Here is a 25,194-nt window from a genome sequence, read left to right on the forward strand (position 1 = left end):
GCGCTGACCGGCTCACGCGGGCCGCGCGGCTCGCTCAGCCGCCCGCCAACCGGGCCTTCACGAGTGCGGCGACCCGGCCGCCGTCGGCCCGGCCGGCGACCGCGGCCTGCACGGACTTCATGGCGGGACCGATCGCTCGTGGACCGCTGACATCCAGACCCGCGAGTACCTGGTCGATGATCGTGGCCAGTTCGTCGTCGCCGAGCTGCTTCGGCAGATATTCCTCGATCACCTCGCCCTCGGCCCGCTCGCGGTCCGCCTGGTCGCCGCGACCGGCCGCGGTGTAGGCGTCGGCCGCCTCCCGGCGCTTCTTCACCTCGCGGGTCAGGACCTTCGAAACCTCCGCGTCGTCGAGGACCCGCGCGGAGCTGCCGGCCACCTCCGCATCCTTCACCGCGGCCAGGGCCAGCCGCAGGGTGGACGTCCGCAGCTCGTCACGGGACTTCATCGCGACGGTCAGATCGGCGCGCAGACGTTCCTTGAGGGTGCTCATAACCACCGGAGCCTATGGTCCGCGGGCACGGTGGTCACGCCGGTTCCGTCGGCGGGGCACCCGGTGGCGTGCGGCATCCGGTGGCGCGCGGCGCGGCGCGCGGAACCGGGCCGGGTGGCGGCAGGTCACCGCCCGCGGTGGGTGAGACTGGGACGATGAACGCGCGTCACACAGCGGCGAGGACTCTCGTGGGTGTCGCGGCCGCGGGGGCGCTCGTGTCGGCCTACGGCGGGTTGTACGAGCGCACGGCGTACACCCTGCGGAGGGTGCGGATCCCGGTGCTGCCGGCCGGCGCGCGCCCCCTGCGCGTGCTGCACATCTCCGACCTGCACGTCACCCCCCGTCAGCATGGCAAGCTCGCCTGGTTGGGGGACTTGGCCCGGCTCGTCCCCGACCTGGTCGCCCTGACTGGTGACGTGCTGTCCGCGGCCGACGCCCGGGATCCCCTGCTCGCCGCGCTGGAGCCGCTCTACTCGTTCCCCGGGGTCTTCGTACCGGGGAACAACGACTACTTCGTCCCGGCCCTGAAGAGCCCGCACCGCTACCTCCGACGGGGCGACGAGGCCGAGCCCAAGGGCGCTCCGCTGGACTGGGCGGCCTTCGCCGGTGGTCTCGCCGCCGCCAGCAGGTGGACCGAGCTGACCAACGTGCGGGCGGTCACCGAGGTCGACGGTCGCCGGATCGACCTGCGTGGCGTGGACGACGCCCGGCTGCGCCGCGACCGGCTCGCGGTCGTGACCGGCCCCCCGGAGCCCGGCGTCGAGCTCGCGTTGGGACTGTCCCACACACCGGAACCGCGGGTCCTCGACGCGTTCACGGCGGACGGGGTGGGGCTCACCCTTTCGGGGCACACGCACGGGGGCCAGATCCGGCTGCCCCGAGTCGGGGCGCTCGTGACCAACTGCGGGCTGGACCGGGCCCGGGTTCGCGGACTGTCCCGTCACGAGGTCGACGGGCGGTCGTCCTGGCTGCACGTGTCGCCCGGGCTGGGCACGTCCCCGTTCGCGCCGCTGCGCCTCGGCTGCCGGCCGGAGGCGACCCTGCTCACCCTGGTGCCGGCCGGGGTGCCGGCCGGCGACCCCACCCCGTCGGACCACTGAGCCCGTCGGGTATGCTTCATCTCGGTCGCGGGGTGTGGCGCAGCTTGGTAGCGCGCTTCGTTCGGGACGAAGAGGTCGTGGGTTCGAATCCCGCCACCCCGACCAGATGACGCGTCGCACCCCGTCTCCCCGGCAGGGAGGCGGGCTTCCTGCCGTTCAGGGGGGATCGGCCGCTCCTGAGCGTCCTACCCGATTACCCGTCCACCCCACGGCCGCTCTCCCTTACCCGCACATCCTCCTCGGCCGCGAGCACTGAGCCGGCAGCTAGGCGCCGGCAGAGCACCGATCGGCCTGCCGTCTTCGGCCGATTGCTGCCCTGCCGCGTTGCGCGGCTTGCATTCGCCGAAATCCCCCCAGACGGTGGACGCAACCAGTCCGATCAGGCCACTCAGGATAGGGATCAGTGCAGTCGACCGTAATAACGACGGCCTTCCGGGTAAGAACATCGCAACAGTGCTCCTCCGCGGTATCGGATCCGTCGCGCCGCTCACCGTCGGTGGCCTCGCTTCGAGCATATCCAGTATTCTCCTGCCGGGCTCCGGCGAAGTCGTCTGTCGGTAATCCAGATTCGTGATCGCGTGGAGCGGTTGTTCGGGTCGGCGGGAGTGGTGACGTAGTCCTTGGGTGATGTTGGTGGTGCCGGCCGGGCGCGGGATACTGATCCATCGCCGCCGTCTCGTCCCCACCGCCGGCGTCCACGCACTGCCGGGCCCGACCTCCGGCCGCCCCCCGGAGCCTAATGGCGGTTGATCACGATGGCGGTCGTCGGTGGGCCGCCGGCGAAAGGTGCTGCGGGTACGGTCCGCCGTCGGCGGATCTCCCGGACGCGCCCGTCGTGCGACGTGCCCGGGAGCCGGGTGCTCTACCGTGTACCGGAGGGGTCATGGGCTCATGATCGATCATTGGCCCGCCTACGTTAAGATCGCACCATGGAAAAGGGGAAGCGGGAGACAGTGACGAGATACCGCCGAGTGGTCGTCAAACTGAGCGGTCGCGCGATCGCCGGTTCCGCCGAATTCGGCTTCGATTCCAACGCGCTGGAGCACCTCGCCCGAGAAATCATCGCCGTCCGCCAGTCCGGCGTGGAGGTGGCGATCGTCGTCGGCGGTGGGAACCTCTTCCGTGGTAACCAGTCGGACCGGTGGGGTATTGACCGGGTCGAAGCCGACAATATCGGCATGTTGAGTACGGTCATCAACAGTCTGTTGCTCCGGGGGAAGCTCACCGCGCTGGGTGAGGACAACCTGCGGGTGATGACGGCGGTTCCCGTTCCGGCGGTGGCCGAGCCCTACATCCGGCTGCGAGCGGTGCACCTGCTGGAGAAGGGGGCGACGGTCATCCTCGCCTGCGGCAACGGCCAGCCCTTCCTCACTACCGACTACCCGGCGGTGCAGCGGGCGCTGGAGCTCAATGCCGACGCGGTGCTGGCCGCCAAGGACGGCGTGGACGGCGTCTACGACAGTGATCCGAAGATCAATCCAGGGGCCAGGCTCTTCTCGCACCTCAGTTATGACGAGGTGATCAGCCGCGGGCTCCGGGTGATGGATCAGTCGGCCTTCATCTTGGCCCGTGACTTCGGTATGCCGCTGCATATCTTCGATATCGAGCAGCGGGGCGCGATGACGGCGATCTGCCGTGGTGAGCACCGGGGGACGGTCATCTCCTCTTCGCCGGAGAAGTCCGAAGAGTTCGGGAACGAGCTGCTGGCCAGCCCCGCCGAATCGACGGCCTGATCCCAAAATCGACGGCCTGATCCCGAGGCGCCGGCCACACAATCGATCTCGACGTCGGTCCCGATCTGCCCCCGAGGGGCAGGTCGAGGGAGATCGAATCCGCTTCTCGAAGGACGGGCGCGGTTTGTCTGCACGGCGGCGGACTCACCGCGGGACGCATTACGCCCGTTTCGTGGACGAAGACGACGACTCCTAACCCGGTCCCATAATTCAAGCTTCGTGAAGATACGTTCGTGAAGATACGACTGACCTAGGTTTCCACGGCCGCCGCCGACAGGTCCCCGCCCGCCTGTGCGGCTGATCGTCTCTGTTCCGGACGGCCACCACGCCAGGGATCTTGGACGTCAGTAGGAGCGGGCGATCAGGCAGACGAGGTCGTCGGCGTCGCTGCCGGCCTCGGGGATCCCGCCGTCCGGTGTCTGGATGCACCGCACGGTGAGCGCTTCCTCGGCGAGCTCGGCCTCGCCCTCCTCGCCGACAAGGCGCCAGGGGATCCGGGCGAAGCCGGCCTGGGCGGCCCGGGCGGCCTCGGCAACGGTGGCGACGTCCGTCGTCCGGCTCTCGCGTAGGGCCAGCGCCTCGGCGTACAGGTCGGCCTGCACCTCGTCCAGCAGCACCGGCACCCGCGCGGCGGCCTCGGCCAGCGGCACCGGCACTTTCTCGGAGGTGTCCCGGCGCACCAGGGTGACGTTGCCCGCGGCCAGGTCCCGCGGACCCACCTCGACCCGTACCGGGATGCCCTTGATCTCCGCGTCGGTGACCCGCCGGCCGAAGGACAGCCCGGGACGGGCGTCGACCTGCACCCGAAGACCGGCGTCGGTCAGCGCGGCGGCGATCTGGCGGGCCTTCGTGACGACGGTCTCGTCGTCGCGCACTGGCAGGACCACGACCTGCGTCGGCGCCAACCGGGGCGGGACACGCAGGCCGTTGTCGTCGCCATGCGCCATGATCAGCCCGCCGACCATCCGGGTCGAGCAGCCCCACGACGTCGTCCACGCCAGGTGCCGGGCTCCGTCGGCGCCGAGGAAGTCGATGTCGAAGGCGCGGGCGAAGTTCTGGCCGAGCTCGTGACTGGTCGCCATCTGCAGGGCCTTGCCGTCGCCCATCATGCCCTCGCAGGTCATCGTGTTGGTCGCGCCGGCGAACCGTTCCCGGCGCGTCTTCACTCCGACGAGCACCGGGACCGCCAGCACCTGCGTCATGAAGTCGCGGTAGACCTCGAGCGCGATCCGACGGGCGTAGGCCGCGGCATCGGCCTCGTCGGCGTGCGCGGTGTGGCCCTCCTGCCAGAGGAACTCGCTGCTGCGCAGGAACAGCCGGGGACGCAGCTCCCACCGGACCACGTTCGCCCACTGGTTGAGCAGCAGCGGCAGGTCACGGTAGCTCTGGGTCCACTTGGCCAGGTATTCGCCGATCACGGTCTCGCTGGTGGGCCGGACGACTACGGGCTCCTCCAGGTCCTTGCCGCCACCGATGGTGACCACCGCCAGCTCCGGGCTGAAGCCCTCGACGTGCTCGGCCTCCCGGCGCAGGTAGCTCTCGGGGATGAACAGGGGGAAGTAGGCATTGACGGCCCCGGCGGCCTTGATCCGGGAGTCCACCTCGGCCTGCATGCGTTCCCAGATCGCGTAGCCGTACGGTCGGATGACCATCGTCCCGCGGACGGGGCCGTTGTCGGCCAGCTCGGCCTTGGCGAGCACGTCCTGATACCAGCGTGGAAAGTCGGTCGAGCGGGAGGTGAGTACAGCCACCCCGCCACGATATTGCCTCGACCACGGCTCGTGGCCCCGGGGACCGGCACCTGTTGTGTCCCCGCCCCGGCGGGCGCCCCCGGATGCCGCTCGGAAGGCGCCTCGCGCCGGTCGCGGTCGTCTCGGCTGACGGCCCGTCGCCAGAGTGGACGGTCGCTGAGGGGACGGTTCAGGTCCGGCCCGGATCGCCGCCGCGTCCGACCGGCTGCCCGTCGACCCCGCGCCGAGAATCCCGCGAAACCTCCTGGAATACCAGTGAGACGTCCACGTCGCCGTGATGGCTGACCAGCGCGGCCGTGGGGGGGACGAGGATCATCGCGGTGGTCAGGTCGGCGGCGGTGGCTCCCGGGGCGAGGAGCAGCTCGTGTTGGACGAGTAAGCCGTCGTTGACGGTGACCACCTCGGCCAGTGACCGTGGCCGTCCCCCGATGACCGGACGGGGTTCTGGCAGGAGATCGTCGCTGTCGACGGTGTTCATGTTCTGGTCGTCCTCCGTTGTCGTGTCGCGTGTCGTGCCGCGTCTGGTTGGTGCCGCCGGCACGGGGGTGCGCAGCGCCGGCCCCGGGTCGTCCGGCCGACCGGGCGCGGCGGTACCCGCGGGCTCTGCGCCAGGCGGTCTGCCGCTTGCCGGACCCCGCCGATCCGCCGCGTGACGGGACATCGTCGTCCCGCCACGCGGCGGTGGCTGGTCGTGGCGCGCTTCATCGCCGGGCGGGACGGCTCCCGGTGGGCGGGCCGGCGCAGGCGGATGCGCTGGTCGGATGGAACGGACGGGTCGTGCTGCTCTTCGGATACGCCGTTGATTCGGATACGCCGTTGATGCTGTCAGCCACATCGATGTTGCTTTACAGCAAAGCACGAGAACGCGGGGTTGGCTACCGGCGATCTGTACTCAGAGCGGACGTCTGGTAACAGAGGACGAAGATCCCGATCAGCTGCGTAGCGCGGCGCGCGGGTTGGCCGCTTCGCCGGCTCCGTCCCACTGCGTCGCAGGGCGCGGCGCCCCGGGTCGGACATGACACGCGTCGGTGAACTTTCGGTGCTTGCCGCGTCGGAAGGTTGGCAGCGATGGTGCCGCTCGATGACCGTGAATGATCCAGTTCCGGCGGCTCGGCGATCTTCCTGTCAAGCTCTCGCCTGTTCCTGTCCGTTCTCTCCAGGCTTCCGTCCGTTCTCGTCCGCTTCCGTCCGTTCTCATCACGCTTCTGTCCGTGGCCGAGGGTCACTCGTCCGCGGCGCTCCGGGTGTGGCGTGATGTTCGGGGTGACGAGTGAGAGTAACTATTTGTCGATCATTCGACACGCACAGTTGTGATCGGATTGGCCGCGGGCTGGCTGATCAACCACGAATCCAGTGACATGGATGTGTTCCGGTTGGTGATAGGTCCGCGTTCGTGGACGTTCACCTTGCGTTCATTCGAGATGGCTTCGATTCTTGTCGGCGCCCCAGTCCAGGGGGCGGACGATTCGGCGCCGTAGCGCGCAAGAACGAAGGGCTGCTCGTGAACCGAGGCAAGCGTCAGGCCGCCGTCGGGGCTGCAATGGTGGCACTGCTCACTGTGGCGGCGTGTGGCACCGACGACAACAGTGACTCCGGCGGCACCGGGGCGAAGCCGTCGAACGGGGCGAGCGCGATCGCCTGCGAGAAGGGCTCCATCACCGGATCGGGGTCCTCCGCGCAGAAGAACGCGATGGACGAATGGGTCAAGGCGTACCAGAACGCTTGCGACGGAGCAAAGATCAACTACCAGTCGACGGGGTCCTCGACCGGTCGGCAGCAGTTCATCGCCAAGCAGGTTTCCTTCGCCGGTTCCGACTCGGCGCTGAAGGACCAGCAGAAGACCGACGCGGACAATCGCTGTACTCCCGGTACGGCTGTCGACCTGCCGATGGTGGTCGGCCCGGTCGCGCTTATGTACCACCTTTCGGGTGTCGACAAGCTCCAGCTGTCCGCCCCGACCATAGCGAAGATCTTCTCCGGTGCCATCACCAAGTGGAACGACCCGGCGATCACGGCGGAGAACAGTGGGGTTACTCTGCCTGACGCGCCGATCGCCTCGGTGCACCGGTCCGATGGTTCCGGCACCACCGACAACTTCACCAAGTTCCTGAAGGGCGCGGCCGGCGCCGCCTGGACCTTCGACTCCGGCTCGGACTGGAAGGCCCCGGGCGGCCAGGGTGCCAAGGGCAGCGACGGGGTGACTGCGACCGTGAAGTCCACCGAGAACTCGATCGGTTATGCGGAGCTCTCCTACGCGGAGAACGCCGGGCTGTCCACAGTCGCGGTCAAGAACGGTGCCGGCGAGTACGTCAAGGTGAGCACGGATGGTGCCTCCCTCGGCCTGAGCACCGCGAAGATCGCCAGCGGTGACGACCTGAAGCTCACCTTCGACTACACTGCGGCGACCAAGGGGGCGTACCCGATCTACCTGGTCACCTACGAGATCGCCTGCACCGCGGGTCTCCCGGCCGACCAGGCCAAGCTGGTCAAGTCCTTCCTGACCTACACCGCGTCGGACGCGGGCCAGTCCTCGATCGCCGACCTTGGTTACGCGCCGCTGCCGGACTCGGTAGCGACCCGGGTCCGCACGGTGGTCGACAAGCTGTCCTGACGTCGATCTGACGCAGCTCCGATCGGACTATCCGGTGCCCGCGGTGGGGTGAACAGCCCCACCGCGGGTCCGTTGTTCGTTGACGACGGCGAGAGCATCCGGGCCAGAACGGCAGACCAGAACAGCGCACTAGAACAGACCAACAGCACCAGACCAGCCAAGACGGTGACGGCCAGGGCATTTCATGAGCGGAAGTCGAGTTCGGAGTACCAGGGGAAGGCACCAGGGGAAGAGGGACCATGACGACGGAGCCGGACAGCTCGGCGGACGCCGAGTCTCGGGGGGCCGCTTCGGTGACGGCCGCCTCATCGGGAGGTGATCGGCCGGCCGGCGGGCTGGCGGACACCTCGACAGGCAAGGCCAAGGTCGGCGTCGCTGACCTGATCTTCAAGAATGCCACCCGCACGGCCGGGGTCGGGCTGCTGGTACTGATCGCCGCGATCGCGGCCTTCCTGGTACTGCGCGCCACCAACGCCCTCGACGCCAATACCGGGAACTTCTTCACCACGGAGGAGTGGTTCCCCAACGCCACGCCGCCGGTTTTCGGTATCGCCGCACTGCTGTTCGGCACGATGATCACTTCTGCCATCGCAATGATCATCGCTGTTCCGGTTGCGGTGGGCATCGCCCTGTTCATTACGGTGTACGCCCCTCGCCGGATGGCCTCCGCCCTCGGCTACATCGTCGATCTGCTGGCGGCCGTGCCGAGCGTCGTCTACGGCCTGTGGGGACTGCTCGTGCTCGCGCCGCACATGAAGGGCATCCAGAGCTGGCTGAACGACTACTTCGGGTGGATCCCGCTGTTCGAGACCGATCGCGGGGTCGGTCGGTCGATCTTCGTTGCGAGCGTCGTCCTCGCGATCATGATTCTGCCGATCGTCGCCGCGTTGTCCCGCGAGGTGTTCCTGCAGGTGCCCATTGCGCATCGGGAGGCGGCGATGGCGCTGGGCGCGACCCGCTGGGAGATGATCAGAACCGCCGTCCTGCCCTATGGCAAGCCGGGCGTTATCAGCGCCTCGATGCTGGGCCTCGGGCGGGCGATGGGCGAGACCATCGCGGTCGCCCTGGTCCTGCCGGCGTCGTTCAACATCTCCTGGCAGATCCTCGCGCCGGCCGGTAACACTATCGCCGCGAACGTGGCGAACGGATGGGGCGAGGCCAACGACATCGGCCGCGGTGCGCTTATCGCGTCCGGTCTCGTGCTCTTCATCGTCACCATGCTGGTCAACATCATCGCTCGCGCCATCATCGCGCGGCGGCGTGAGTTCTCGGGGAGTGCCGCATGAACACCGCGACCGTTCCCGGCACCGCCGTCGAGGGCGGTGAGGACCGGCTGCAGCTGCGGGGCCGGGTCCTGCCCCGCTGGGTACCGCTCGCTGCCGTCGCCGGTGCCGTCGTCCTGACGGCCCTGATCTACCTGGTGACCTCGATCTCCAGCAGGATCCAGTTCCCCCTGCTGGTTGCCGTCTTCTTCATCCTCGCGATGACCGTGGCCTCGACGCTGGTCGAGGGCGGCCGCCGGGCCCGGGACCGGTTCGCGACGAACCTGGTCTACGCCGCCTTCCTGCTCGCGGTCATCCCCCTGCTCGCGGTGCTCGTGAATGTGATCGAGAAGGGTGCGAGGCGGCTGCGCCCCGAGTTCTTCACTCACTCGATGAACGGCATCGGCGCCCGTGACGTCGGTGGTGGCATCTACCACGCGATCATCGGCACGGTGGAGCAGGTCGCGTTGGCGAGCCTGCTGGCCGTGCCGTTCGGTCTGCTGGTGGCCATCTACCTGGTGGAATATGGCCGCGGCCGGGTCAGCCGGGTAATCAGCTTCTTCGTCGACGTGCTCACCGGTCTTCCCTCGATCATCGCGGGTCTGTTCATCCTGGCGTTCTGGATCCTCGCCTTCCACCAGGGCTTCTCCGGATTCGCGGGTGCCCTGGCCCTCACGGTGCTCATGATTCCGATCGTGGTGCGCTCCGCCGAGGAAATGCTGAAGCTCGTTCCGGACGAGCTGCGGGAGGCCAGCTATGCCCTCGGGGTGGCGCGTTGGCGGACCATCCTCAAGGTGGTCGTCCCCACCGCGTTGCCCGGGATCGTGACCGGCGTCATGCTCGCGGTCGCCCGCGTTGCCGGCGAGACCGCGCCGCTGCTGCTGACCGTCTTCGGTACGAACCTCATCAACGCCAACCCGTTCTCCGGGGAGCAGTCCGCACTGCCGCTGTACATCTACTCGCAGGCCGGCCAGCCGCAGCAGTCGGCGGTGGACCGGGCCTGGGCCGCCGCCCTGGTACTCATCATCATCATCATGCTGCTCAACTTCATCGCTCGTCTGGTCGCCAGACGCTCGCGGCTGTGATGACCCTGACCCGGGATGGCAGCGCGGCACAGATCATGCCCTATCTCATCCCATTTAGTCCCATCCCATCTGATCCGACCCTCTGAAACAGCATCCAGGCAGATCGTGAGTCGAGGTAGCCATGGCCACCCGCATCGACGTTTCCGGGCTGACGGCGTACTACGGGAAGTTCAAAGCCGTAGCCGACGTGAACCTGACCATCGAGCCGAAGAACGTCACCGCATTCATCGGGCCGTCCGGATGCGGGAAGTCGACGGTGCTGCGCACGCTTAACCGGATGCACGAGGTGCTTCCGGGGGCCCGGGTCGAGGGGCAGGTGCTCCTCGACGGTGAGGATCTGTACGGGCCCGGGACGGACCCGGTGGCCGTCCGCCGCACCGTCGGGATGGTCTTCCAGCGACCGAACCCGTTCCCGACCATGTCCGTCTACGAGAACGTCATCGCTGGGCTCAAGCTGAACGGGATCCGCAAGAAGGCGCTCCTCGACGAGCGGGCCGAGGAGTCACTGCGGGGCGCGAACCTCTGGGAGGAGGTCAAGGACCGGCTGGGCCGGCCGGGCGCGGGCCTGTCCGGTGGGCAGCAGCAGCGGCTCTGCATCGCCCGGGCGATCGCGGTGGAGCCGCAGGTCCTGCTGATGGACGAGCCGTGCTCCGCGCTCGACCCGATCTCCACTCTTGCGATCGAGGATCTGATCGCGAAGTTGAAGTCGAGCTTCACCATCGTCATCGTCACCCACAACATGCAGCAGGCGTCGCGGGTCAGCGACTCGACCGCCTTCTTCTCGCTGGAGAAGACCGGCGACCCCGGCCGCCTCGTCGAGTACGACAAGACCTCGCAGATCTTCAGCAACCCCAAGGAAAAGCGGACCGAGGACTACATCTCCGGACGGTTCGGCTGACGGACGGGGAGATTGGCGGACAGGACGCGCGGATGCTCCCGGTACCGCGTGGGGCCGGTCAACCGGGGGGGCAAGACCGTGGCTCGAGAGGCGAGGCCCCGGCCGTTCCGGCAGGCCTGGCGGTCGTGGCAGTAGACCCGGCAGCCGACGGGCGTCGGTACCGCGGCCCGTCCGGTGAGACGCGGAGACGGACGACGGGCACCGGGCCGGGGGGCTGCCCGGCGCTGTTGATCGCGGACGAGGACGTCGACGACGGCATGCTCGACGCCTTCGTCGCGAACGGTGTCGAGGTCAGTGTGGTGGCGGACGGGGCGCTGGCCCTGCTGGAGATCGGTCTGCGGCATCCGGCCGCGCTGCTGATCAGTGCCCGGCTGCCCGTGGTGGACGGGGTGACCGTCGTGCGGACGGTGCGTAGCGTGCCCGGTCACGACGACGTGCCGATTCTCCTCGCGGTCGGCCCCGATGACCGGCCGAGAGCTGCCGCCGGACTCGACGCGGGGGCCAGCGCCTGCGTGGGCAAGCCGTACCGGGTTCCCGAGGTCCTCGCGATGGTGGGGTTCATCGGAACCGGACGGGCCGGAACGTATCCGCCCCGGATGCACGAGCCGGAGGTGCTGCGCGGCGGACGGGTGCTGCTGGACCGCGCGGCGCACGAGGTCCGTCTCGACGGGGCCGTGGTCCCGGTCCCGCCGCGGGAGTTCCGGCTGCTCGCGCTGCTCCTGGAACAGACGGGCCGGGTCGTCACGCGCGAGACGCTGCTGCGAGAGGTCTGGGGTTCGGCGCAGACGGAGACGAACACGCTTGCCGTGCACGTGCGGCGGCTGCGGCGGCGGCTGGGCGAGACGGCCGGCCAACCGACGGTCATCGAGAGCATCCGCGGGGTCGGCTACCGCTTCCGCGCCGTTGCCGATCCGGGTTGAGCCCTTCCGCAGGGACGTCAGCCGGGCAGCGCGTAGACGCCCGGCGCCACCCGTACCACGAGGCCATCGTCGATCAGTCCGGCGAGGGCGCGGGTCCGCTGCACCGGATCGTCCCAGACCTGGTCGAGGATCTCCTGACCCACCTCCGGACTGGCGTCACGCAGGACGGCGAGCAGCCGGCCGCGGACCTGGCGGTCGGTGCCGGCGTACCCCTGGGGCCGGCGCGCGGGCCCCGCGCTCGGCGGGCTGCCCGCGGACACCCACGCACACCGTCCCAGCAGGGGGCAGGCGGCGCAGCGAGGCATCCGGGCAACGCAGACCAGCGCGCCGAGCTCCATGAACGCGGCGCTGGCCCGGGCGGCCGTCTCGGCGTCCGGCGGCAGCAGCTCCGCGATCTCGACCAGGTCGCGGCGGCTGACCGTGGCCGGCGGGTCGGCTCTTCCCTCGACGGCCCGGGCGAACAGCCGGCGCACGTTGACGTCGACGACCGGATGGCGCTGGCGGAAGGCGAAGGCGGCAACCGCCCGCGCGGTGTACGTCCCGATGCCGGGCAGCGCGAGGAGATCGTCGAGGTGCCGGGGGATCTCGCCGTCGTGCCGTTCGACGACGACGGTCGCCGCCTGGTGCAGCCGCAGCGCGCGCCTGGGGTAGCCTAACCGGCCCCACGCCCGGACGGCCTCCCCGGCGGGCTCGGCGGCGAGCGCGGCGGGCGTCGGCCACCGGTCCAGCCAGGCCTCCCAGACCGGCAGCACCCGGCTGACCGGGGTTTGTTGCAGCATCACCTCGCTGACCATGATTGCCCAGGGGCTCGTCAGGGGACGGCGCCACGGCAGGTCCCGGCCACAGACGGCGAACCAGTCCAGGACGAGATCGGCCAGTGGTCCGGGCGCGCTGCTGATTCCGGCTGTGCTGGTCATTCCCGCCATCGTGCCAGGCGACCAGGCCGGCCGGAGGCGGCCTCCCGTCGCCTTCGGCTACTACACCTAGCACTACCGTACGCAGCGTTACTACACGTAGCGTTCGAGAATGCTCGACTCGGCGAGCCGGGAGAGGCCCTCGCGGACCGCTCGGGCGCGGGCCTCCCCGACGCCGTCGACGGCCTGCAGATCGTCAACCCCGGCGGCGAGCAGTTTCTGCAGGGTGCCGAAATGGTCGACGAGCCGGTCGACCACCATCCGTGGCAGCCGGGGCACCTTCGCCAGCATGCGGTAACCGCGCGGACTGATCTGCCGGTCCAGGATGTCCGCCCCGCCGGAGAATCCGATCACCCTGGCGAGGACGGTGAGGTCGAGCAGGTCGGTCGGAGACATCGCGGACAGCTCGCCCAGGACCTGCGCGGCCGTCCCCGCCTTCGACCCGATCGGCAGATAGTCGCGGACGGTGAGTTCACGCTCGGTCTCGACTCCGGCCATCAGCTCCTCGAGCTGCAGGGACAGCAGCCGGCCGTCGGTGCCGAGCTCGACGACGTAGCCTTCGATCTCGTCGGCTATGCGGCGCACCATCTCCAGCCGCTGGCTCACCGAAATCGCGTCGCGGACCGTGACGAGGTCCTCGATCTCCAGTGCGGACAGGGTGCCCGCGACCTCGTCAAGCCGCAGCTTGTAACGCTCGAGGGTGGCCAGGGCCTGGTTCGCCCGGGACAGGATGGCGGCCGAGCCGTCCAGCACGTACCGCCGCCCGGCGACGTACAGCGCGATGATGTGCATCGACTGGCTGACCGAGATGACGGGGAACTCGGCCTGCTTGGCGACCCGCTCGGCGGTCCGGTGCCGCGTGCCGGACTCCTCTGTCGGCACCGTTGGATCCGGTACCAGATGCACCGCCGCGCGGACGATGCGCTGCAGGTCGGACGACAGCACGATCGCGCCGTCCATCTTGGCCAGCTCGCGCAGCCGGGTTGCCGAGAACTCCACGTCGAGCTCGAAGCCACCGGTGCACAGACCCTCGACGACCTTGTCGTGGCCGAGGACGATCAGTGCGCCGGTGTGCCCGCGCAGGATGCGTTCCAGGCCGTCGCGAAAGGGGGTTCCGGGCGCGACCGCGGCCAGTGTCGCCCGGAAGATGTCGTCTCCGGGTGGTCCTGCCATCAGGCTCCCTCAACTCCTCGGCTTCCCCCACCGTCTCCCATTACCACTGTCGCGATGCTATCGGGGCGACGGGAGCCGGTGGGGTCCACCTCATCGTGAAGTACTGATATGGTTAGAAAAATACACACTTTCTACGTTTCATGCATTTTGCCGATCGCGCCGATCAGGTCGGGTACCTCGGTGACTTTCATGCCGTCCGGAGCCGGGCCGGGGTCCGCCGGAACGAGCGCCCGGCGAAAGCCGAGCCGGGCCGCGGCGGCGAGCCGTTGGCGTACCGAGCCCACCGCGCGGACCTCCCCGGCTAGGCCGACCTCGCCGACAGCGACGAGATCGGCCGGCAACGGACGGTCCCTGGCCGCGCTGACGATCGCCAAGGCCGTCGCGAGGTCCGCTGCGGGTTCGGCCAACCGAACCCCGCCGACGGTCGCGGCGTACACGTCGGCCCGGCCGAAGCGCACCTTCGCCCGGCGCTCGACCACGGCGAGAATCATCGCCACCCGGGCCGGATCGAGCCCGGACACGGCGCGTCGGGGGATCTGCGCCGAGGTCTCCGCCACCAGAGCCTGAACCTCGGCGACGAGTGGCCGTCGGCCCTCGACCGTTACGGTGACACAGGTTCCCGGCACCGCCTCCAGCCCCGCGCCGCCGGACCGGGACAGGAACAGCCCGCTCGGGTCGGCGATGCCATGGATACCGGAATCGTCCATCTCGAAACAGCCGACCTCGTCGGCCGGTCCATACCGATTCTTGCCCGCGCGGACCAGGCGCAGTGCGGAGTGCCGCTCGCCCTCGAAATGCAGCACCACGTCGACCAGATGTTCCAGGAGGCGCGGTCCGGCGACCAGACCATCCTTCGTGACATGGCCGACAAGCACCGTCACGAGTCCCAGCGCCTTGGCCGTCCGGATCAGGGCCGCGGTGACCTCACGGACCTGGGTGACCCCGCCCGCGGCTCCGTCTACCCCGGCCGCGGAGATGGTCTGCACCGAATCGACCACCAGCAGGGCGGGTGAGACCTCCTCGACGTGACGCAGGACGGCGCCGAGGTCCGTCTCGGCGGCGATCCACAGGTCCTCGTGCAGCGCACCCGTCCGACCCGCCCGCAGCCTGACCTGCGCCGCGGACTCCTCCCCGGTGACGACCAGCGCGCGGGCACCGGCGGCGGCGCTGCGGGCCGCGACCTCCAGCAACAGGGTGGACTTGCCGACCCCCGGTTCCCCGGCGAGCAGGATCACAGCGCCGGGAACGAGGCCGCCGCCCAGCACGCGGTCGAGCTCGTCTATCCCGGTCGGGCGACGCCTCGTCGCGGTCACGTCGACGGACATGACCGGCAGAGCCGGTGCCGTCACTGCGGCGGACGAGGCGGAGCGACCCCCCGCGACCAGGCCGGCCCCGCGGCGTGGGGCGGGGGCCTGCGCCTCCAGCGTGCCCCACTCCTGGCAGCGCGAGCATCGTCCCGCCCACCGCACGGACTCCGAGCCGCAGCTGTTACACCGGAACCCGCCTGAGGCCGCACGGCTCGACGGGCGACCGCCGGCCGACGGGCGAGTGGATGCCATGGACGCAACGTTAGTCCGCTGGTCCGACATGTCGGTGACAGCGGCGCGCGGAATGGGTCCCCGGGCGTCGGGTACCCGCGAATGGGGATAGCCGGCCGGATCCCGCTGGGCGGATCGGCCGGCGGTGGGTCAGCCCGCGGTGGTGGCGCCGGCCGACGGCGAGGCGGGCTCCTGCCCTGCCCCCGGGGTCCCGGTAACCGCACCCGGCGCCGCCGAGGCGCCGGGTGCGGGCTGCTCCACCGGAACGTCCAGGGTGATACTGCCGGCCTTGGCGAAGGTGATGGTGACGGGCACCTGGGACCCGATCAACAGGTTCTGCTGGACGTTCTGCAGGGTCGGCGCGGAGCCGTCGGCAATGAAGATCTTTCCGGAACCGGGTGGCAGCTCGGCGGGGTTCGGTACCTTGCCGCCCGCCGCGAGGGGGGAGGACACGCCGATGATGGTGTCAGGCTCGGTGCCCGCGTTGAAGAACGCCGAGACGATCTGTGCGGAGTCTCCCCGGGACAGCGGGCCTGCTACATAGACGTTGCGCAGCGTGATGCTGCCGACGGCGCTCGAGACGCTGTTGGTCGTGGTCCGGGCGAGGTTCGTCAGCGCGTCGTTGCCGGAAGCGCAGCTTGCCAGGCCAGCGGACCCGACCACCGAGGCCAGGATCGCGGCACCGATCCGGCGGGAGGCCATGCGCCGCCTGAAGGTGGACTGTCGACCGACGTCGTGGCCCGGCTCCGGGGCGGCGGACGCCCCGCCGACGGCGGGTGTGGCTGACGTGGAACGGGCACCCAGACGGCGGCTCACAGCTCGGTGGCTCCTCCTGCGCGAGACCGGTGCCTCGGGTGCGCACCGGTGCTGGTTGACGGTCGTCCCGTGGGGCGACCACCGGTGGCGCCACCTCCATCGCCGGCCGTCGTAACCGGCGCGGAGAGGTCACCCCCGGTGCCCGGATGATTCGGTCTAAGACGGTCCGTCTCCCGACTCACCCGTGCGGGGCTAACACTAGCCATCCCTCGGCATCACATGCGGAGGCTGTGGGCGGTACGAAACCCGTGGATCCGGCCCAGGAGCACGCTCGGGCCGGATTCCGGCGCCGTAGCCGGGCCGGCTGGCCTGGGCGGTTGGTCCGAGCGGCCCCGGACGTGGGCAGCATCACGGCGTGGGGGGAGTCACGACCTGTCGGGCGACCCGGCGGGCGCCGTCCGTTCCATGGCGATAGCCCGTTTCATGGCGGGATGACCGTTGCATGGTCGAGAAGACCGTTACATGGTGATGTGGCGCGATGGGTGCTGGTGCGTCGGGATGCGTCGCGGCGGGACCGGGTCGGGTGGGCCCGGGTCCGGCACGGCGTCCCGGCCTGGCCGGCCCCCGCGCCAGGTTCGCCGCGCGGCCGCGCTCAACGTGTAGCCAACATCCGCCGGGTCGTCACCCATTTTACCTGGTAGGGCATCTTCGATGTCGGTGCGCGGCGATCTGGCGGGTGGGCGGGCGGATCTGTGCCCCTGGATGCCCGTCCTCCGGAGCGGGTGGCCGGAAGGCGGCGCCGGGGCCCTCACCTTGGCGTTGCTGGTCTTGGTACCTGCAGCGTGCGTCTGACCTGCGGCGATGCGTGCGTGTTACGCTGGTAGAGGCGGAAGGGGCACGTGACACATGGCGTTCCAAGTCGGCGAGACCGTTGTTTACCCGCATCATGGTGCTGCTCTGATTGACGCGATTGAAACTCGCGTCATCAAGGGCGAGGAAAAACTCTATCTCGTGCTGAAGGTCGCTCAGGGCGATCTGACTGTCCGAGTTCCGGCCGACAATGTCGGCATGGTCGGGGTGCGTGACGTCGTCGGGCAGGACGGGCTGGAACGGGTGTTCGAGGTGCTCCGCGCCCCGCACACCGAGGAGCCCACCAACTGGTCGCGACGGTACAAGGCAAATCTTGAGAAGCTCGCCTCCGGCGATGTGAACAAGGTGGCCGAGGTCGTCCGTGACCTGTGGCGACGCGATCGCGAACGCGGTCTTTCCGCGGGCGAGAAGCGAATGTTGAGCAAGGCCCGGCAAATCCTCGTCAGCGAGCTTGCGCTCGCCGAGGGCACCAACGAGGACAAGGCGGAGGCCATGCTCGACGAGGTTCTCGCCGGATGATCGTGGGCTTGTTGGCGCAGGCGTAATTCGTCCGGCCGACAGGCGGTCTATTCGGCACGGCATGATAATCCGGAAAGGCATTCTCTTTCCGGGAGACCGCCGTCCCGAGCGCGTTGCCGGCTCAGGTTCCGGCTGGGTGGCGTCGAGACGGTGGTGGGCGGTGTTGCGCCCACCGGCGGCTCGCGCCGAGCCGGCTGGATCGGCCATGCCCTCGTGGCGGATGGCACACGGGAGGTCCTGTGGTGGGCGAAGGTCACCGGTTGCCGGTGGCGAGCCCCCGGGTGGCGGCGATCGTGCCGGCTGCCGGCCGGGGTGAGCGGCTGGGGGGAGGTACTCCCAAGGCGCTGCGAGCCCTCGATGGCAGGCCCATGCTGGTGCGTACGGTGGAATCGTTGCGCCGCTCCAGGCTAGTGACGCAGATCGTTGTCGCGGCGCCACCGACGCTGGTCGATGCCGTGGCCCAGTTGCTCGGCGGGGGCGTGCATGTGATCGCCGGCGGCGCCGAGCGGGTGGATTCGGTCCGCCGTGCCCTGCGGGCCGTGGACGACGACGTCTCCGTGGTACTGGTCCACGACGCCGCCCGGCCGCTGACGCCTCCCGAGCTGGTCGACGCGGTGGCGGCGGCGGTGCTCGACGGGCATCCCGCGGTGATTCCCGTCGTGCCGCTGGCCGACACGGTCAAGGAGGTGGACGCCGACGGGCGGGTGGTGCGTACCCCGCCGCGGGACGGCTTGCGAGCCGTGCAGACCCCGCAGGGATTCCGCCGCGACGTGCTGAGCGCCGCGTATGCGCTCGAGGACATCGCCGTGACCGACGATGCGGGACTGGTGGAGGCTCTGGGAGTGCCGGTGACGACCATTCCCGGCGCGCAGGAGGCATTCAAGGTGACTCGACCGGCGGATCTCGTGCTCGCCGAGGCGCTACTCGCCCGTTGCGACCCCGCGGACGACGCCCGGCCCGCGGAGGCCCGGCCCGCGGAGCCCCAGTTCGCGGGCGCCCGGTCCACGGACGCCTGGAGTGGCGGATGACCGGCGGCCCGCGGCGGGATGAGCCCGTCGTGGACGCCGCGCCCACCAGCCGGCAGGCTCCCGCGTCCAGTTTGGTGAACACGGTGATCCTGCCCCGGGTCGGCGTCGGGGTCGATGTGCATCCGTTCGCCGCCGGCCGGCCGTGCTGGGTGGCCTGCCTGGAATGGCCGGGGGAGACCGGGCTCGCCGGGCACTCCGACGGGGACGTCGCCGCACACGCGGCCTGTGACGCACTTCTCACCGCCTCGTGCCTCGGTGATCTGGGTCGGGTTTTCGGCACGGACCGACCGGAGTACGCGGGTGCGTCGGGCGCGGTCCTGCTGGCCGAGACGGCGCGGCTTCTCGGTGCCGCCGGTTGGGCGATCGGCAACGTCTCGGTCCAGGTCATCGGGAACCGGCCCAGGATGGCCGGGCGTCGCGAGGAGGCGCAGAAGGCGATGTCCGTGGCCTTGGGCGCCTCGGTGAGCCTGTCGGCCACCACCACCGACGGACTCGGCCTCACTGGGCGGGGCGAAGGCTTGGCCGCCATCGCGACCGCGCTCGTCGTCCGCGCCTGACGGCGGGCCTGTCACCGGTGATATGCCGTTTTGTCATCGACTGACCGCGTGCCGGCGCGGAGATGAGAGGGTGAGCCGACCCTGGCCTCTCCCCGAGGAGTCTGATGGCTGACCGCCTTCCCGAGTCGGTGAGGGCCCTTGCCGACGCCCGGACCTACGTCGTTCTGGCGACGATCCAGCCCGACGGCTCGCCGCGGATGACCGTGCTGTGGGTGGACCGCGACGAGGACGAACTGCTGCTGTCCACGGTGCGGGGGCGCGCGAAGGAACGCGACATCGCAAGGGATCCGCGGGTCGGACTGATGTTCTTCGACCAGGGCGATCCCTACGGTTACATCGAGGTCCGCGGGACCGCTACCCTGACCGAGGATGGCGGCCGGGAACTGATCGACCGGCTGTCGGTGAAGTACACCGGAGACGTGTACCGGTGGGATGATCCGGATGAGGCCAGGGTGGTCGTCCGGGTCGTGGCCGACCGGGTACTGACGGTCGGCTGATCCTCCCCTTGGGTCCCGTCGGTCGAGTGGGGCCGTACCCTTGACAGATGGGTCTCCACCTCCACGACACGCGCAGGCGGCGTGTGCGGCCATTCGAGCCGCTACGCCCCGGTCACGTGGGCGTCTACGTGTGTGGGCCCACCGTGCAGGCGGCCCCGCATGTGGGCCACATCCGCACGGCGCTGCCCTTCGATCTGCTGCGCCGGTGGCTGGTGCAGTCCGGCCACTCGGTGACCTTTGTGCAGAACGTCACCGACATCGACGACAAAATCATCATCAGCGCGGATCGGGACGGCACCTCGGTCTGGGAGCTCGCCACCCGGCAGACCCGCGCGTTCGACGACGCCTACCGCACTCTCGGGATCCTGCCCCCGACGATCCAGCCGCGTGCCACCGGTCACATCCCCGAGATGATCGCGCTGGTGTCGGCCCTCGTGGAGAGGGGATACGCGTACGCCAGCGGCGGTTCGGTCTGGTTCCGGGTGGGTGCGTTCGTCGACTACGGAGCGCTGTCCCACCAGCGACCCGACGCGATGCAACCGTCCGTGGAGGCTGAGCCCGGCAAGGCTGACCCCCGCGACTTCGCGTTGTGGAAGGCAGCCAGGCCCGGCGAACCGTTCTGGTCGTCCCCCTGGGGTGACGGCCGGCCGGGCTGGCATCTGGAATGCTCTGCGATGGCCGGAAAATACCTCGGCCCGGTCTTCGACATCCACGGCGGCGGACTCGACCTGATTTTCCCGCACCACGAGAACGAACGTGCCCAGACGGTCTGCGCCGCCACGGCCCGCCCGGTGTCGAACGCGGCTTCGGCCGATTCGCCCGGCCCCGGTGGTGGCGAGCCCGGTGGTGGCGAGCCCGGTGGTGGCGAGATGGCGCGCTACTGGATGCACGTCGGTCTGCTGACGACCGGCGGGACGAAGATGTCGAAGTCGTTGGGAAATTCCGTCCTGGTGGCCGACGCCCTCGACGAGGTCCGTCCGCAGGTTCTGCGTTATCATCTGCTTTCCGCGCACTACCGGTCCACGCTCGACTACAGCGCCGAGGCACTGGCGGAATCCACCGCGGCCCACGACCGGGTGGAGACCTTCGTCCGCAACGCGTTGGACATCCTCGGCGGGCCCGGGGAGGCGGCGGCACTGGCAGCCGACGAGGTCGTCTCGTCGTCGGCCGCAGGGACGGCGGGGAAGGCCGGGACGCGGCCGACGGTGGCCGGAGCCCGGCCGGTGCCGGTTCCCGGGCCGGGTGGTGAGCCGAGGCTCACCCCGCGGCGGGCCTGGTCCGATTTCACCACCGCTATGGACGACGATCTCGCCGTCGGGCGTGCGCTGGCGGCCCTGTTCGGCGCGGTGAGTCAGGGAAACCAGGTGCTGTCGAAGGCTCACAGCCGGGAGTTGGCCGGGTGGGTGGACGTGACCCGGCGGATGCTGAACATCTTCGGTCTCGACCCGCATGAGCAGTGGCCCACCGCAGGTGCCGAGTTCAGGCCGGCGCTGGACGGCGCGATGCAGGTCGTGCTGGATCTGCGGTCCGCGGCCCGGGCCCGGCGGGACTATGCGGAAGCCGACGCCATCCGCTCGAGACTGGCAGCCGCCGGCCTGATCGTGGAGGACACTCCAGAGGGCCAGCGCTGGCATCTGGCCTGAGCCGACCGACCAGGTCTCACCAGGTTGATCAGCGTTGACGCCGTGACGATCAGTTGACTGATCTGATCGGCAGGCCGCCTGCCGCCCCGGACGGCGGCAGGCGACCCGGTAGATCAGCGGGCGCGCAATGTGATGCGCGTCCAGGCGCCCAGGTAGACCCGGTCCCCGTCACGAAGCGGAACGGGCTGGCCGGGCTCGATGGGGTCCGGTTCGTCGTTCAGCCGGGTGCCGTTGGTGGATCCCGGGTCGCGGACCGCGTAACCGCCGTCGGGCAGCAGCTCGAACAGGGCGTGGCTGCGGGAGATTCCCGGGTCCTCCGGCGCTCCGGACAGGTCGATGTCTGGATGGATGCCACGGGACTCGCTGCGCCGCCCCACGAGCATCTGAGAGCCGGCCAGGGCGAAGACCCGACGAGGGTAGAAGGTCGGGAACGGGACCCGGTGGTCGTCGCCGCTGTCGTAGTACTCGCGCTCCGCCTCGACGATGGCTTCCCAGACGGTGCTGCCCGTCGGCGCGTGGTCCCGATCCCAGCCGGCGCCACGCCCGGCGCCGGCCCGTGGGTCGTCGAGGACCGCGTCACGGGGGTCGATGTGGCCGCCGCGGGTGCCGCTGTGCCGCGGGTCGACGAGTTCCGGGTCACCCAGCCGTGGATCATTCAGCCGTGGATCACTCAGCCGCGGGTCGGCGCCGGGCCGAGCGTGCCGCGGGTCGGTCGTGTGCCGTGGGTCGGTCGTGTGCCGCGGGTTGCCGCCCCGGCTCTGGGTGACCCGGTCGATGGATGGCGCGGGTGGAGCGGAGGCGTCCATGCCCAGCGGGTCCGCAGCGTAGCCGTACTCGGCGTCGCGCCGGCTCCGGCGGTGCGTGTCCGACTCGCGGTCAAGGTCGCCCCGCGGATCCGGATATCCACCCGGCGTCCGGCTGTCGCGGCCGGTGGGGTAGCCGCCGCGGTCGGCCCGGTCGTCATGGCCGCGGTCGTCATGGCCGCGGCCATAGGGGTCGCGGTCATAGGGGTCGTGGGGATCGCGGGAGTCGCGGTCGAGGTCGGGGTAGCCGCCCGGGACGCGCTCCTCGCGGCTGTCGCGGCCGACGGGGTAACCACCCCGGTCGGCCCGGTCGGCCCGGTCGTCATGGCCGCGGCCATAGGGGTCGCGGTCATAGGGGTCGTGGGGATCGCGGCTGTCGCGGCCGACGGGGTAGCCGCCACGGTTCTCCGGCGTGCCCCAGTCTCGACCGTAGGGATCGCGCCCGTGGTCGATCCGGTCGTCGGGGGCCGGCCGCTCGTCACGCCCGCGTGGGTAGGGGTCACGATCATAGCCACCGGGCGGGCCGTAGGGGTCCTCCTGATAACCGCGGCCCCCCCGGGACTGGTCGGGGTAGCCGTCACGGCCATACCCGCCGTACGAGTCGCCACCGCGCGGGTCGCCGACGCGCGGCGGGTCCGTCACCCCGGGCAGGTCGGCTGGCGAACGGCGGATGCCCAACGGGTCGTAGCCACCTGGACCGTCCGCATCTGGGCCGGTCTGCTCGGCTGGCCCACGCCGACGGTTCCCGTCAGCCGAGCGGCCGGGGGCATCTGCTCCGTAGGGAGCTCGCCCGCCGTCCTCCGGACGGTATTCGTACCTCTCCTGACCACTCATGATCCCAATTCCGCACCGATCGCAGTAGTCGGGTCGTGAGACAGGTGCCCCGTAGGGCATCGTGCCCTCACCTGATCACCGGTTCACCCGGAGGGTCCTCGTCGACCGTGTGTCAAGGACCATCTCATCGATCTTCTTGACGTTCTTCTTCAACCGAACCGTACCTGTTGTGGCATTGTCGACGTGAACCACCTTCTGTAGGAGGCGGTAGGTGTCTTCGTTGCCGGAGGCGAGCGCCAGCTGAGCGTCGCGTCCGAGCAACAGTGTCGCAGTCGCCTCGTCGCCGGCCCGACGCGCCTCCAGGCCCCGTAGCACCGCGGTCGCGAGTTCCACCTGGTCGGTGTAGTGGGTGACTGGGTCGCTGATCCGGCTCCACTGGGTCTCATCGTCCGTCCAAACCGCTCGGACCAGCGCCTTTGACGTCACCCGGCCGTCGACGACGAGGCTGACCCGCGCCGCCGGCGTCTCGGTTCCCAGCGCGCGGGCGGGCACCTGGACACTCAGGTGGTAGTCGCGCGACTCGATTCCCCACGCGCCGGTAGGGTAGCCGAAGCAGTGTTCGTCCGCGGGCGTGGCCTCGCCCGTCAGATCACGTACCACGGGTGCGACCTCCGCGGTGAAGACGCTCATCAGTCCTCCACCCGGGCGGCCACCACCGTGATGTTGTCGTGTCCCCCGGAGTCGATGGCGAAGTCGACGAGGTGGCGGGCGACGTCGATGGCCTCGCAGTGGGGTGGGAGCTGGTTGACGAGCGCGGCCATCACGTCGGGCCGGGACGCGTAGTTCCACAGCCCGTCGCTGCAGACCAGTACCGTGGCCGGCGCCTCGATGGGGAACATCTCGGTGTGCGGCGCGACGTCCTCGACGTCGCCGCCCAGCCAGCGGGTGAGGGTGTGCGCCCGCCGGTGTGTCTCGGCCTCGTTGGCTGGGATGAGCCCCGCGCGCGCGGCCTCGGCCGCCCAGGTGTCGTCGGCGGTCAGCCGCTCGCACCAGCGCGGACCGAGCAGGTAGACCCGGCTGTCGCCGACCCAGCCGACCGTGACCATGCCCGGGCCGTCCGGGGTCGGCGGGGTGACGATGGCCGCGGCGAACGTGCACGACGGCGCCATCCGCCCCTCGGCCGCGCTGAGTTGGGCGATGGTCGCCTGGGCCGCGTCGACGGCGGCGTGCAGCGCGGCCTCGGCGTCCTCCGGGGAGAACCCGCCGACGACCGTGCGGGGCGATGTTCGTGGCTTCTTGTAGTCGGCATACGACGGTTCGAGGATGTCGAGCATCTCCTCGGCCCGGCTGACGCCGCGCGACGGGCGGGTGTCGTGGTGGACGGGGCGCCCCGGGCCGTGGGCACGCACCGCATCCGCGAGGACGGCCATGGCGGTGGTCGCCGCGGCGGCCGAGGCCTGCCCGGAGCCCGGAGTGGTCGACACGCCGTCACACACCACCGCGATCAGCGTGCCGTACACGACGGCCAGGCCCATGGCGTCCTCGTTGGTGGTGTGCCGGACGCCGCGGTCGCACACGCCGGCGAGCTGGCCGAGGTCGACCTCGCTGTGGTCGGCGTCGCCGTGGCCGGGGTCCGGACCCTCCAGCCTGTGACCACAGACCTCGCAGTACCGGTCGTCGGCATACACCGGCGCCGCACACACCGGGCAGCGACCCAGGTCGTTGTCGAGTTCGAACGGCCCGCTCCCGGTGATCTGGTAGGCGACTGTGGGGGCGTCGTCATGCGGGTTGAGGTCCACCGTCATGCCGCCGGGAGAAATTGGCCGCGGCCGGAAACAGCCGGGGGAACGCATACGGGCGGTGTGCGCAGAGCCATGTGCTGGGTGCCTCCTGCCCCTGACGGTCGGGTCCTTGACGGTCGGGTCGCTAACGGCCGGATCGTCGATGCTCGCCGTGGCCGTCTCGGGACACCGACGGCGCGCGCCCGATGATCGACCGAGGTGGTCACACTCGTCGAGCTGGTCATCACGCATTCATGGAGACGTATTCTCCCAGCTTCCCCCGCGGCACGTCGAGGGTGTAGATCGCCGTGCCGGCGACCTGATCCGACGCGCCCGCCATCGTCGGCGGGCGACCCTAAAAGAGCGTAAAGGCCGGGGGCGGATGGTGGCAGGGCCCCCGCACTCCGGGGAACCCCGGGCCCGCCGGTCGGCGTGGTGATGCGCACCTGACACTCCTGACGCCGGTGAGGGGCGGCCGGACCACGTCA

General features: G+C 70.1%; 22 protein-coding genes and 1 tRNA gene. 13 read left to right on the top strand and 10 right to left on the bottom strand.

The features are described from left to right. Positions 1-34: 34 nt before the first annotated feature. Positions 35-493 (bottom strand): GatB/YqeY domain-containing protein, encoded by a 459-nt coding sequence (locus AC08OP_RS00330; RefSeq protein WP_476612361.1) that lies wholly within the window; start codon positions 491-493, stop codon positions 35-37. Between the two features lie 155 nt (positions 494-648). On the opposite strand from AC08OP_RS00330, the gene AC08OP_RS00335 reads away from it, so the two are divergent. From AC08OP_RS00335 to pyrH, 3 genes are all read left to right on the top strand, one after another. Continuing rightward, a complete protein-coding gene (locus AC08OP_RS00335; protein WP_476612362.1) occupies positions 649-1,593 on the top strand; it encodes a metallophosphoesterase in 945 nt (314 codons plus the stop codon). A gap of 28 nt (positions 1,594-1,621) precedes the next feature. Continuing rightward, positions 1,622-1,698: transfer RNA gene (locus AC08OP_RS00340), tRNA-Pro, on the top strand. 824 nt (positions 1,699-2,522) lie between these two features. Further along, positions 2,523-3,326: a UMP kinase gene (gene pyrH, locus AC08OP_RS00345; protein ID WP_476612363.1), complete on the top strand. Its 804-nt coding sequence runs from the start codon at positions 2,523-2,525 to the stop codon at positions 3,324-3,326. A 344-nt stretch (positions 3,327-3,670) separates the two neighbouring features. Here the strand turns inward: pyrH and proS are convergent, their stop codons facing one another. Then, positions 3,671-5,077 carry a proline--tRNA ligase gene (proS, locus tag AC08OP_RS00350; protein ID WP_476612364.1) on the bottom strand — a complete coding sequence of 469 codons (1,407 nt, stop codon included), beginning with the start codon at positions 5,075-5,077 and terminating at the stop codon, positions 3,671-3,673. A gap of 169 nt (positions 5,078-5,246) precedes the next feature. Continuing rightward, positions 5,247-5,555, bottom strand: coding sequence for a hypothetical protein (locus tag AC08OP_RS00355; protein ID WP_476591542.1), 309 nt, complete (start codon positions 5,553-5,555; stop codon positions 5,247-5,249). Between the two features lie 1,023 nt (positions 5,556-6,578). On the opposite strand from AC08OP_RS00355, the gene pstS reads away from it, so the two are divergent. The 5 genes from pstS to AC08OP_RS00380 all read left to right on the top strand — a co-directional run bounded on the left by pstS (position 6,579) and on the right by AC08OP_RS00380 (position 11,853). Then, complete coding sequence (gene pstS, locus AC08OP_RS00360; RefSeq protein WP_476612365.1) at positions 6,579-7,688, top strand: phosphate ABC transporter substrate-binding protein PstS; 1,110 nt, start codon at positions 6,579-6,581, stop codon at positions 7,686-7,688. Positions 7,689-7,927: 239 nt separating this feature from the next. Continuing rightward, positions 7,928-8,974: a phosphate ABC transporter permease subunit PstC gene (gene pstC / locus AC08OP_RS00365; protein WP_476612366.1), complete on the top strand. Its 1,047-nt coding sequence runs from the start codon at positions 7,928-7,930 to the stop codon at positions 8,972-8,974. Continuing rightward, entirely contained in the window at positions 8,971-10,035 is a 1,065-nt protein-coding gene (gene pstA, locus AC08OP_RS00370; RefSeq protein WP_476612367.1) for a phosphate ABC transporter permease PstA, read from the top strand. Before pstC ends, pstA begins: the two co-directional genes overlap by 4 nt. Positions 10,036-10,156: 121 nt before the next feature. Continuing rightward, entirely contained in the window at positions 10,157-10,933 is a 777-nt protein-coding gene (gene pstB, locus AC08OP_RS00375) for a phosphate ABC transporter ATP-binding protein PstB (RefSeq protein WP_462185928.1), read from the top strand. A 32-nt stretch (positions 10,934-10,965) separates the two neighbouring features. Further along, a complete protein-coding gene (locus AC08OP_RS00380; RefSeq protein WP_476612368.1) occupies positions 10,966-11,853 on the top strand; it encodes a response regulator transcription factor in 888 nt (295 codons plus the stop codon). 17 nt (positions 11,854-11,870) lie between these two features. Here the strand turns inward: AC08OP_RS00380 and AC08OP_RS00385 are convergent, their stop codons facing one another. The 4 genes from AC08OP_RS00385 to AC08OP_RS00400 form a co-directional block, all read right to left on the bottom strand. Continuing rightward, the gene (locus AC08OP_RS00385; protein ID WP_462185930.1) at positions 11,871-12,770 is read right to left on the bottom strand and encodes an HhH-GPD family protein; all 900 of its coding nucleotides are present in this window, start codon (positions 12,768-12,770) and stop codon (positions 11,871-11,873) included. Between the two features lie 90 nt (positions 12,771-12,860). Continuing rightward, positions 12,861-13,940, bottom strand: coding sequence for a DNA integrity scanning diadenylate cyclase DisA (disA, locus tag AC08OP_RS00390; RefSeq protein ID WP_476612369.1), 1,080 nt, complete (start codon positions 13,938-13,940; stop codon positions 12,861-12,863). Between the two features lie 131 nt (positions 13,941-14,071). Further along, complete coding sequence (gene radA / locus AC08OP_RS00395; protein WP_462185932.1) at positions 14,072-15,529, bottom strand: DNA repair protein RadA; 1,458 nt, start codon at positions 15,527-15,529, stop codon at positions 14,072-14,074. A gap of 99 nt (positions 15,530-15,628) precedes the next feature. Beyond that, positions 15,629-16,294 (bottom strand): copper chaperone PCu(A)C domain-containing protein, encoded by a 666-nt coding sequence (locus AC08OP_RS00400; RefSeq protein ID WP_476612370.1) that lies wholly within the window; start codon positions 16,292-16,294, stop codon positions 15,629-15,631. Between the two features lie 846 nt (positions 16,295-17,140). Here AC08OP_RS00400 and AC08OP_RS00405 point away from each other — a divergent pair. The 5 genes from AC08OP_RS00405 (at position 17,141) to AC08OP_RS00425 (ending at position 21,348) form a co-directional block, all read left to right on the top strand. Then, entirely contained in the window at positions 17,141-17,623 is a 483-nt protein-coding gene (locus tag AC08OP_RS00405) for a CarD family transcriptional regulator (RefSeq protein WP_006545253.1), read from the top strand. A gap of 242 nt (positions 17,624-17,865) precedes the next feature. Continuing rightward, positions 17,866-18,651: a 2-C-methyl-D-erythritol 4-phosphate cytidylyltransferase gene (gene ispD / locus AC08OP_RS00410; RefSeq protein WP_476612371.1), complete on the top strand. Its 786-nt coding sequence runs from the start codon at positions 17,866-17,868 to the stop codon at positions 18,649-18,651. After that, a complete protein-coding gene (gene ispF, locus AC08OP_RS00415; RefSeq protein WP_476612372.1) occupies positions 18,648-19,208 on the top strand; it encodes a 2-C-methyl-D-erythritol 2,4-cyclodiphosphate synthase in 561 nt (186 codons plus the stop codon). Before ispD ends, ispF begins: the two co-directional genes overlap by 4 nt. Before the next feature lie 104 nt (positions 19,209-19,312). Further along, on the top strand, positions 19,313-19,705 hold the full coding sequence (locus AC08OP_RS00420; protein WP_476612373.1) for a PPOX class F420-dependent oxidoreductase: 393 nt from the start codon (positions 19,313-19,315) through the stop codon (positions 19,703-19,705). Between the two features lie 47 nt (positions 19,706-19,752). Then, positions 19,753-21,348 (top strand): cysteine--tRNA ligase, encoded by a 1,596-nt coding sequence (locus AC08OP_RS00425; protein ID WP_476612374.1) that lies wholly within the window; start codon positions 19,753-19,755, stop codon positions 21,346-21,348. A gap of 113 nt (positions 21,349-21,461) precedes the next feature. On the opposite strand, the gene AC08OP_RS00430 is transcribed toward AC08OP_RS00425, so the two are convergent. The 3 genes from AC08OP_RS00430 to AC08OP_RS00440 all read right to left on the bottom strand — a co-directional run bounded on the left by AC08OP_RS00430 (position 21,462) and on the right by AC08OP_RS00440 (position 24,730). Continuing rightward, complete coding sequence (locus AC08OP_RS00430; RefSeq protein WP_476612375.1) at positions 21,462-22,985, bottom strand: FHA domain-containing protein; 1,524 nt, start codon at positions 22,983-22,985, stop codon at positions 21,462-21,464. 75 nt (positions 22,986-23,060) lie between these two features. After that, positions 23,061-23,615 (bottom strand): hypothetical protein, encoded by a 555-nt coding sequence (locus AC08OP_RS00435; protein WP_476612376.1) that lies wholly within the window; start codon positions 23,613-23,615, stop codon positions 23,061-23,063. Further along, positions 23,615-24,730 carry a PP2C family protein-serine/threonine phosphatase gene (locus AC08OP_RS00440; RefSeq protein WP_476612377.1) on the bottom strand — a complete coding sequence of 372 codons (1,116 nt, stop codon included), beginning with the start codon at positions 24,728-24,730 and terminating at the stop codon, positions 23,615-23,617. Before AC08OP_RS00440 ends, AC08OP_RS00435 begins: the two co-directional genes overlap by 1 nt. Positions 24,731-25,194 lie beyond the last annotated feature (464 nt).

The organism is Frankia sp. CeRuru1, from assembly GCF_977966315.1.

Bases quoted from the DNA above. Each gene is read 5' to 3' on its own strand.
- AC08OP_RS00425 (WP_476612374.1), top strand. From the start codon at position 19,753: ATGGGTCTCCACCTCCACGACACGCGCAGGCGGCGTGTGCGGCCATTC.
- AC08OP_RS00430 (WP_476612375.1), bottom strand. From the start codon at position 22,985: ATGAGTGGTCAGGAGAGGTACGAATACCGTCCGGAGGACGGCGGGCGA.
- ispF (WP_476612372.1), top strand. From the start codon at position 18,648: ATGACCGGCGGCCCGCGGCGGGATGAGCCCGTCGTGGACGCCGCGCCC.
- pstB (WP_462185928.1), top strand. From the start codon at position 10,157: ATGGCCACCCGCATCGACGTTTCCGGGCTGACGGCGTACTACGGGAAG.
- pyrH (WP_476612363.1), top strand. From the start codon at position 2,523: ATGGAAAAGGGGAAGCGGGAGACAGTGACGAGATACCGCCGAGTGGTC.
- pstC (WP_476612366.1), top strand. From the start codon at position 7,928: ATGACGACGGAGCCGGACAGCTCGGCGGACGCCGAGTCTCGGGGGGCC.
- AC08OP_RS00440 (WP_476612377.1), bottom strand. From the start codon at position 24,730: ATGACGGTGGACCTCAACCCGCATGACGACGCCCCCACAGTCGCCTAC.
- AC08OP_RS00405 (WP_006545253.1), top strand. From the start codon at position 17,141: ATGGCGTTCCAAGTCGGCGAGACCGTTGTTTACCCGCATCATGGTGCT.
- AC08OP_RS00355 (WP_476591542.1), bottom strand. From the start codon at position 5,555: ATGAACACCGTCGACAGCGACGATCTCCTGCCAGAACCCCGTCCGGTC.
- AC08OP_RS00435 (WP_476612376.1), bottom strand. From the start codon at position 23,615: ATGAGCGTCTTCACCGCGGAGGTCGCACCCGTGGTACGTGATCTGACG.
- AC08OP_RS00420 (WP_476612373.1), top strand. From the start codon at position 19,313: ATGGCTGACCGCCTTCCCGAGTCGGTGAGGGCCCTTGCCGACGCCCGG.
- AC08OP_RS00330 (WP_476612361.1), bottom strand. From the start codon at position 493: ATGAGCACCCTCAAGGAACGTCTGCGCGCCGATCTGACCGTCGCGATG.
- AC08OP_RS00335 (WP_476612362.1), top strand. From the start codon at position 649: ATGAACGCGCGTCACACAGCGGCGAGGACTCTCGTGGGTGTCGCGGCC.
- disA (WP_476612369.1), bottom strand. From the start codon at position 13,940: ATGGCAGGACCACCCGGAGACGACATCTTCCGGGCGACACTGGCCGCG.
- pstA (WP_476612367.1), top strand. From the start codon at position 8,971: ATGAACACCGCGACCGTTCCCGGCACCGCCGTCGAGGGCGGTGAGGAC.
- radA (WP_462185932.1), bottom strand. From the start codon at position 15,529: ATGTCGGACCAGCGGACTAACGTTGCGTCCATGGCATCCACTCGCCCG.
- AC08OP_RS00380 (WP_476612368.1), top strand. From the start codon at position 10,966: ATGCTCCCGGTACCGCGTGGGGCCGGTCAACCGGGGGGGCAAGACCGT.
- AC08OP_RS00385 (WP_462185930.1), bottom strand. From the start codon at position 12,770: ATGACCAGCACAGCCGGAATCAGCAGCGCGCCCGGACCACTGGCCGAT.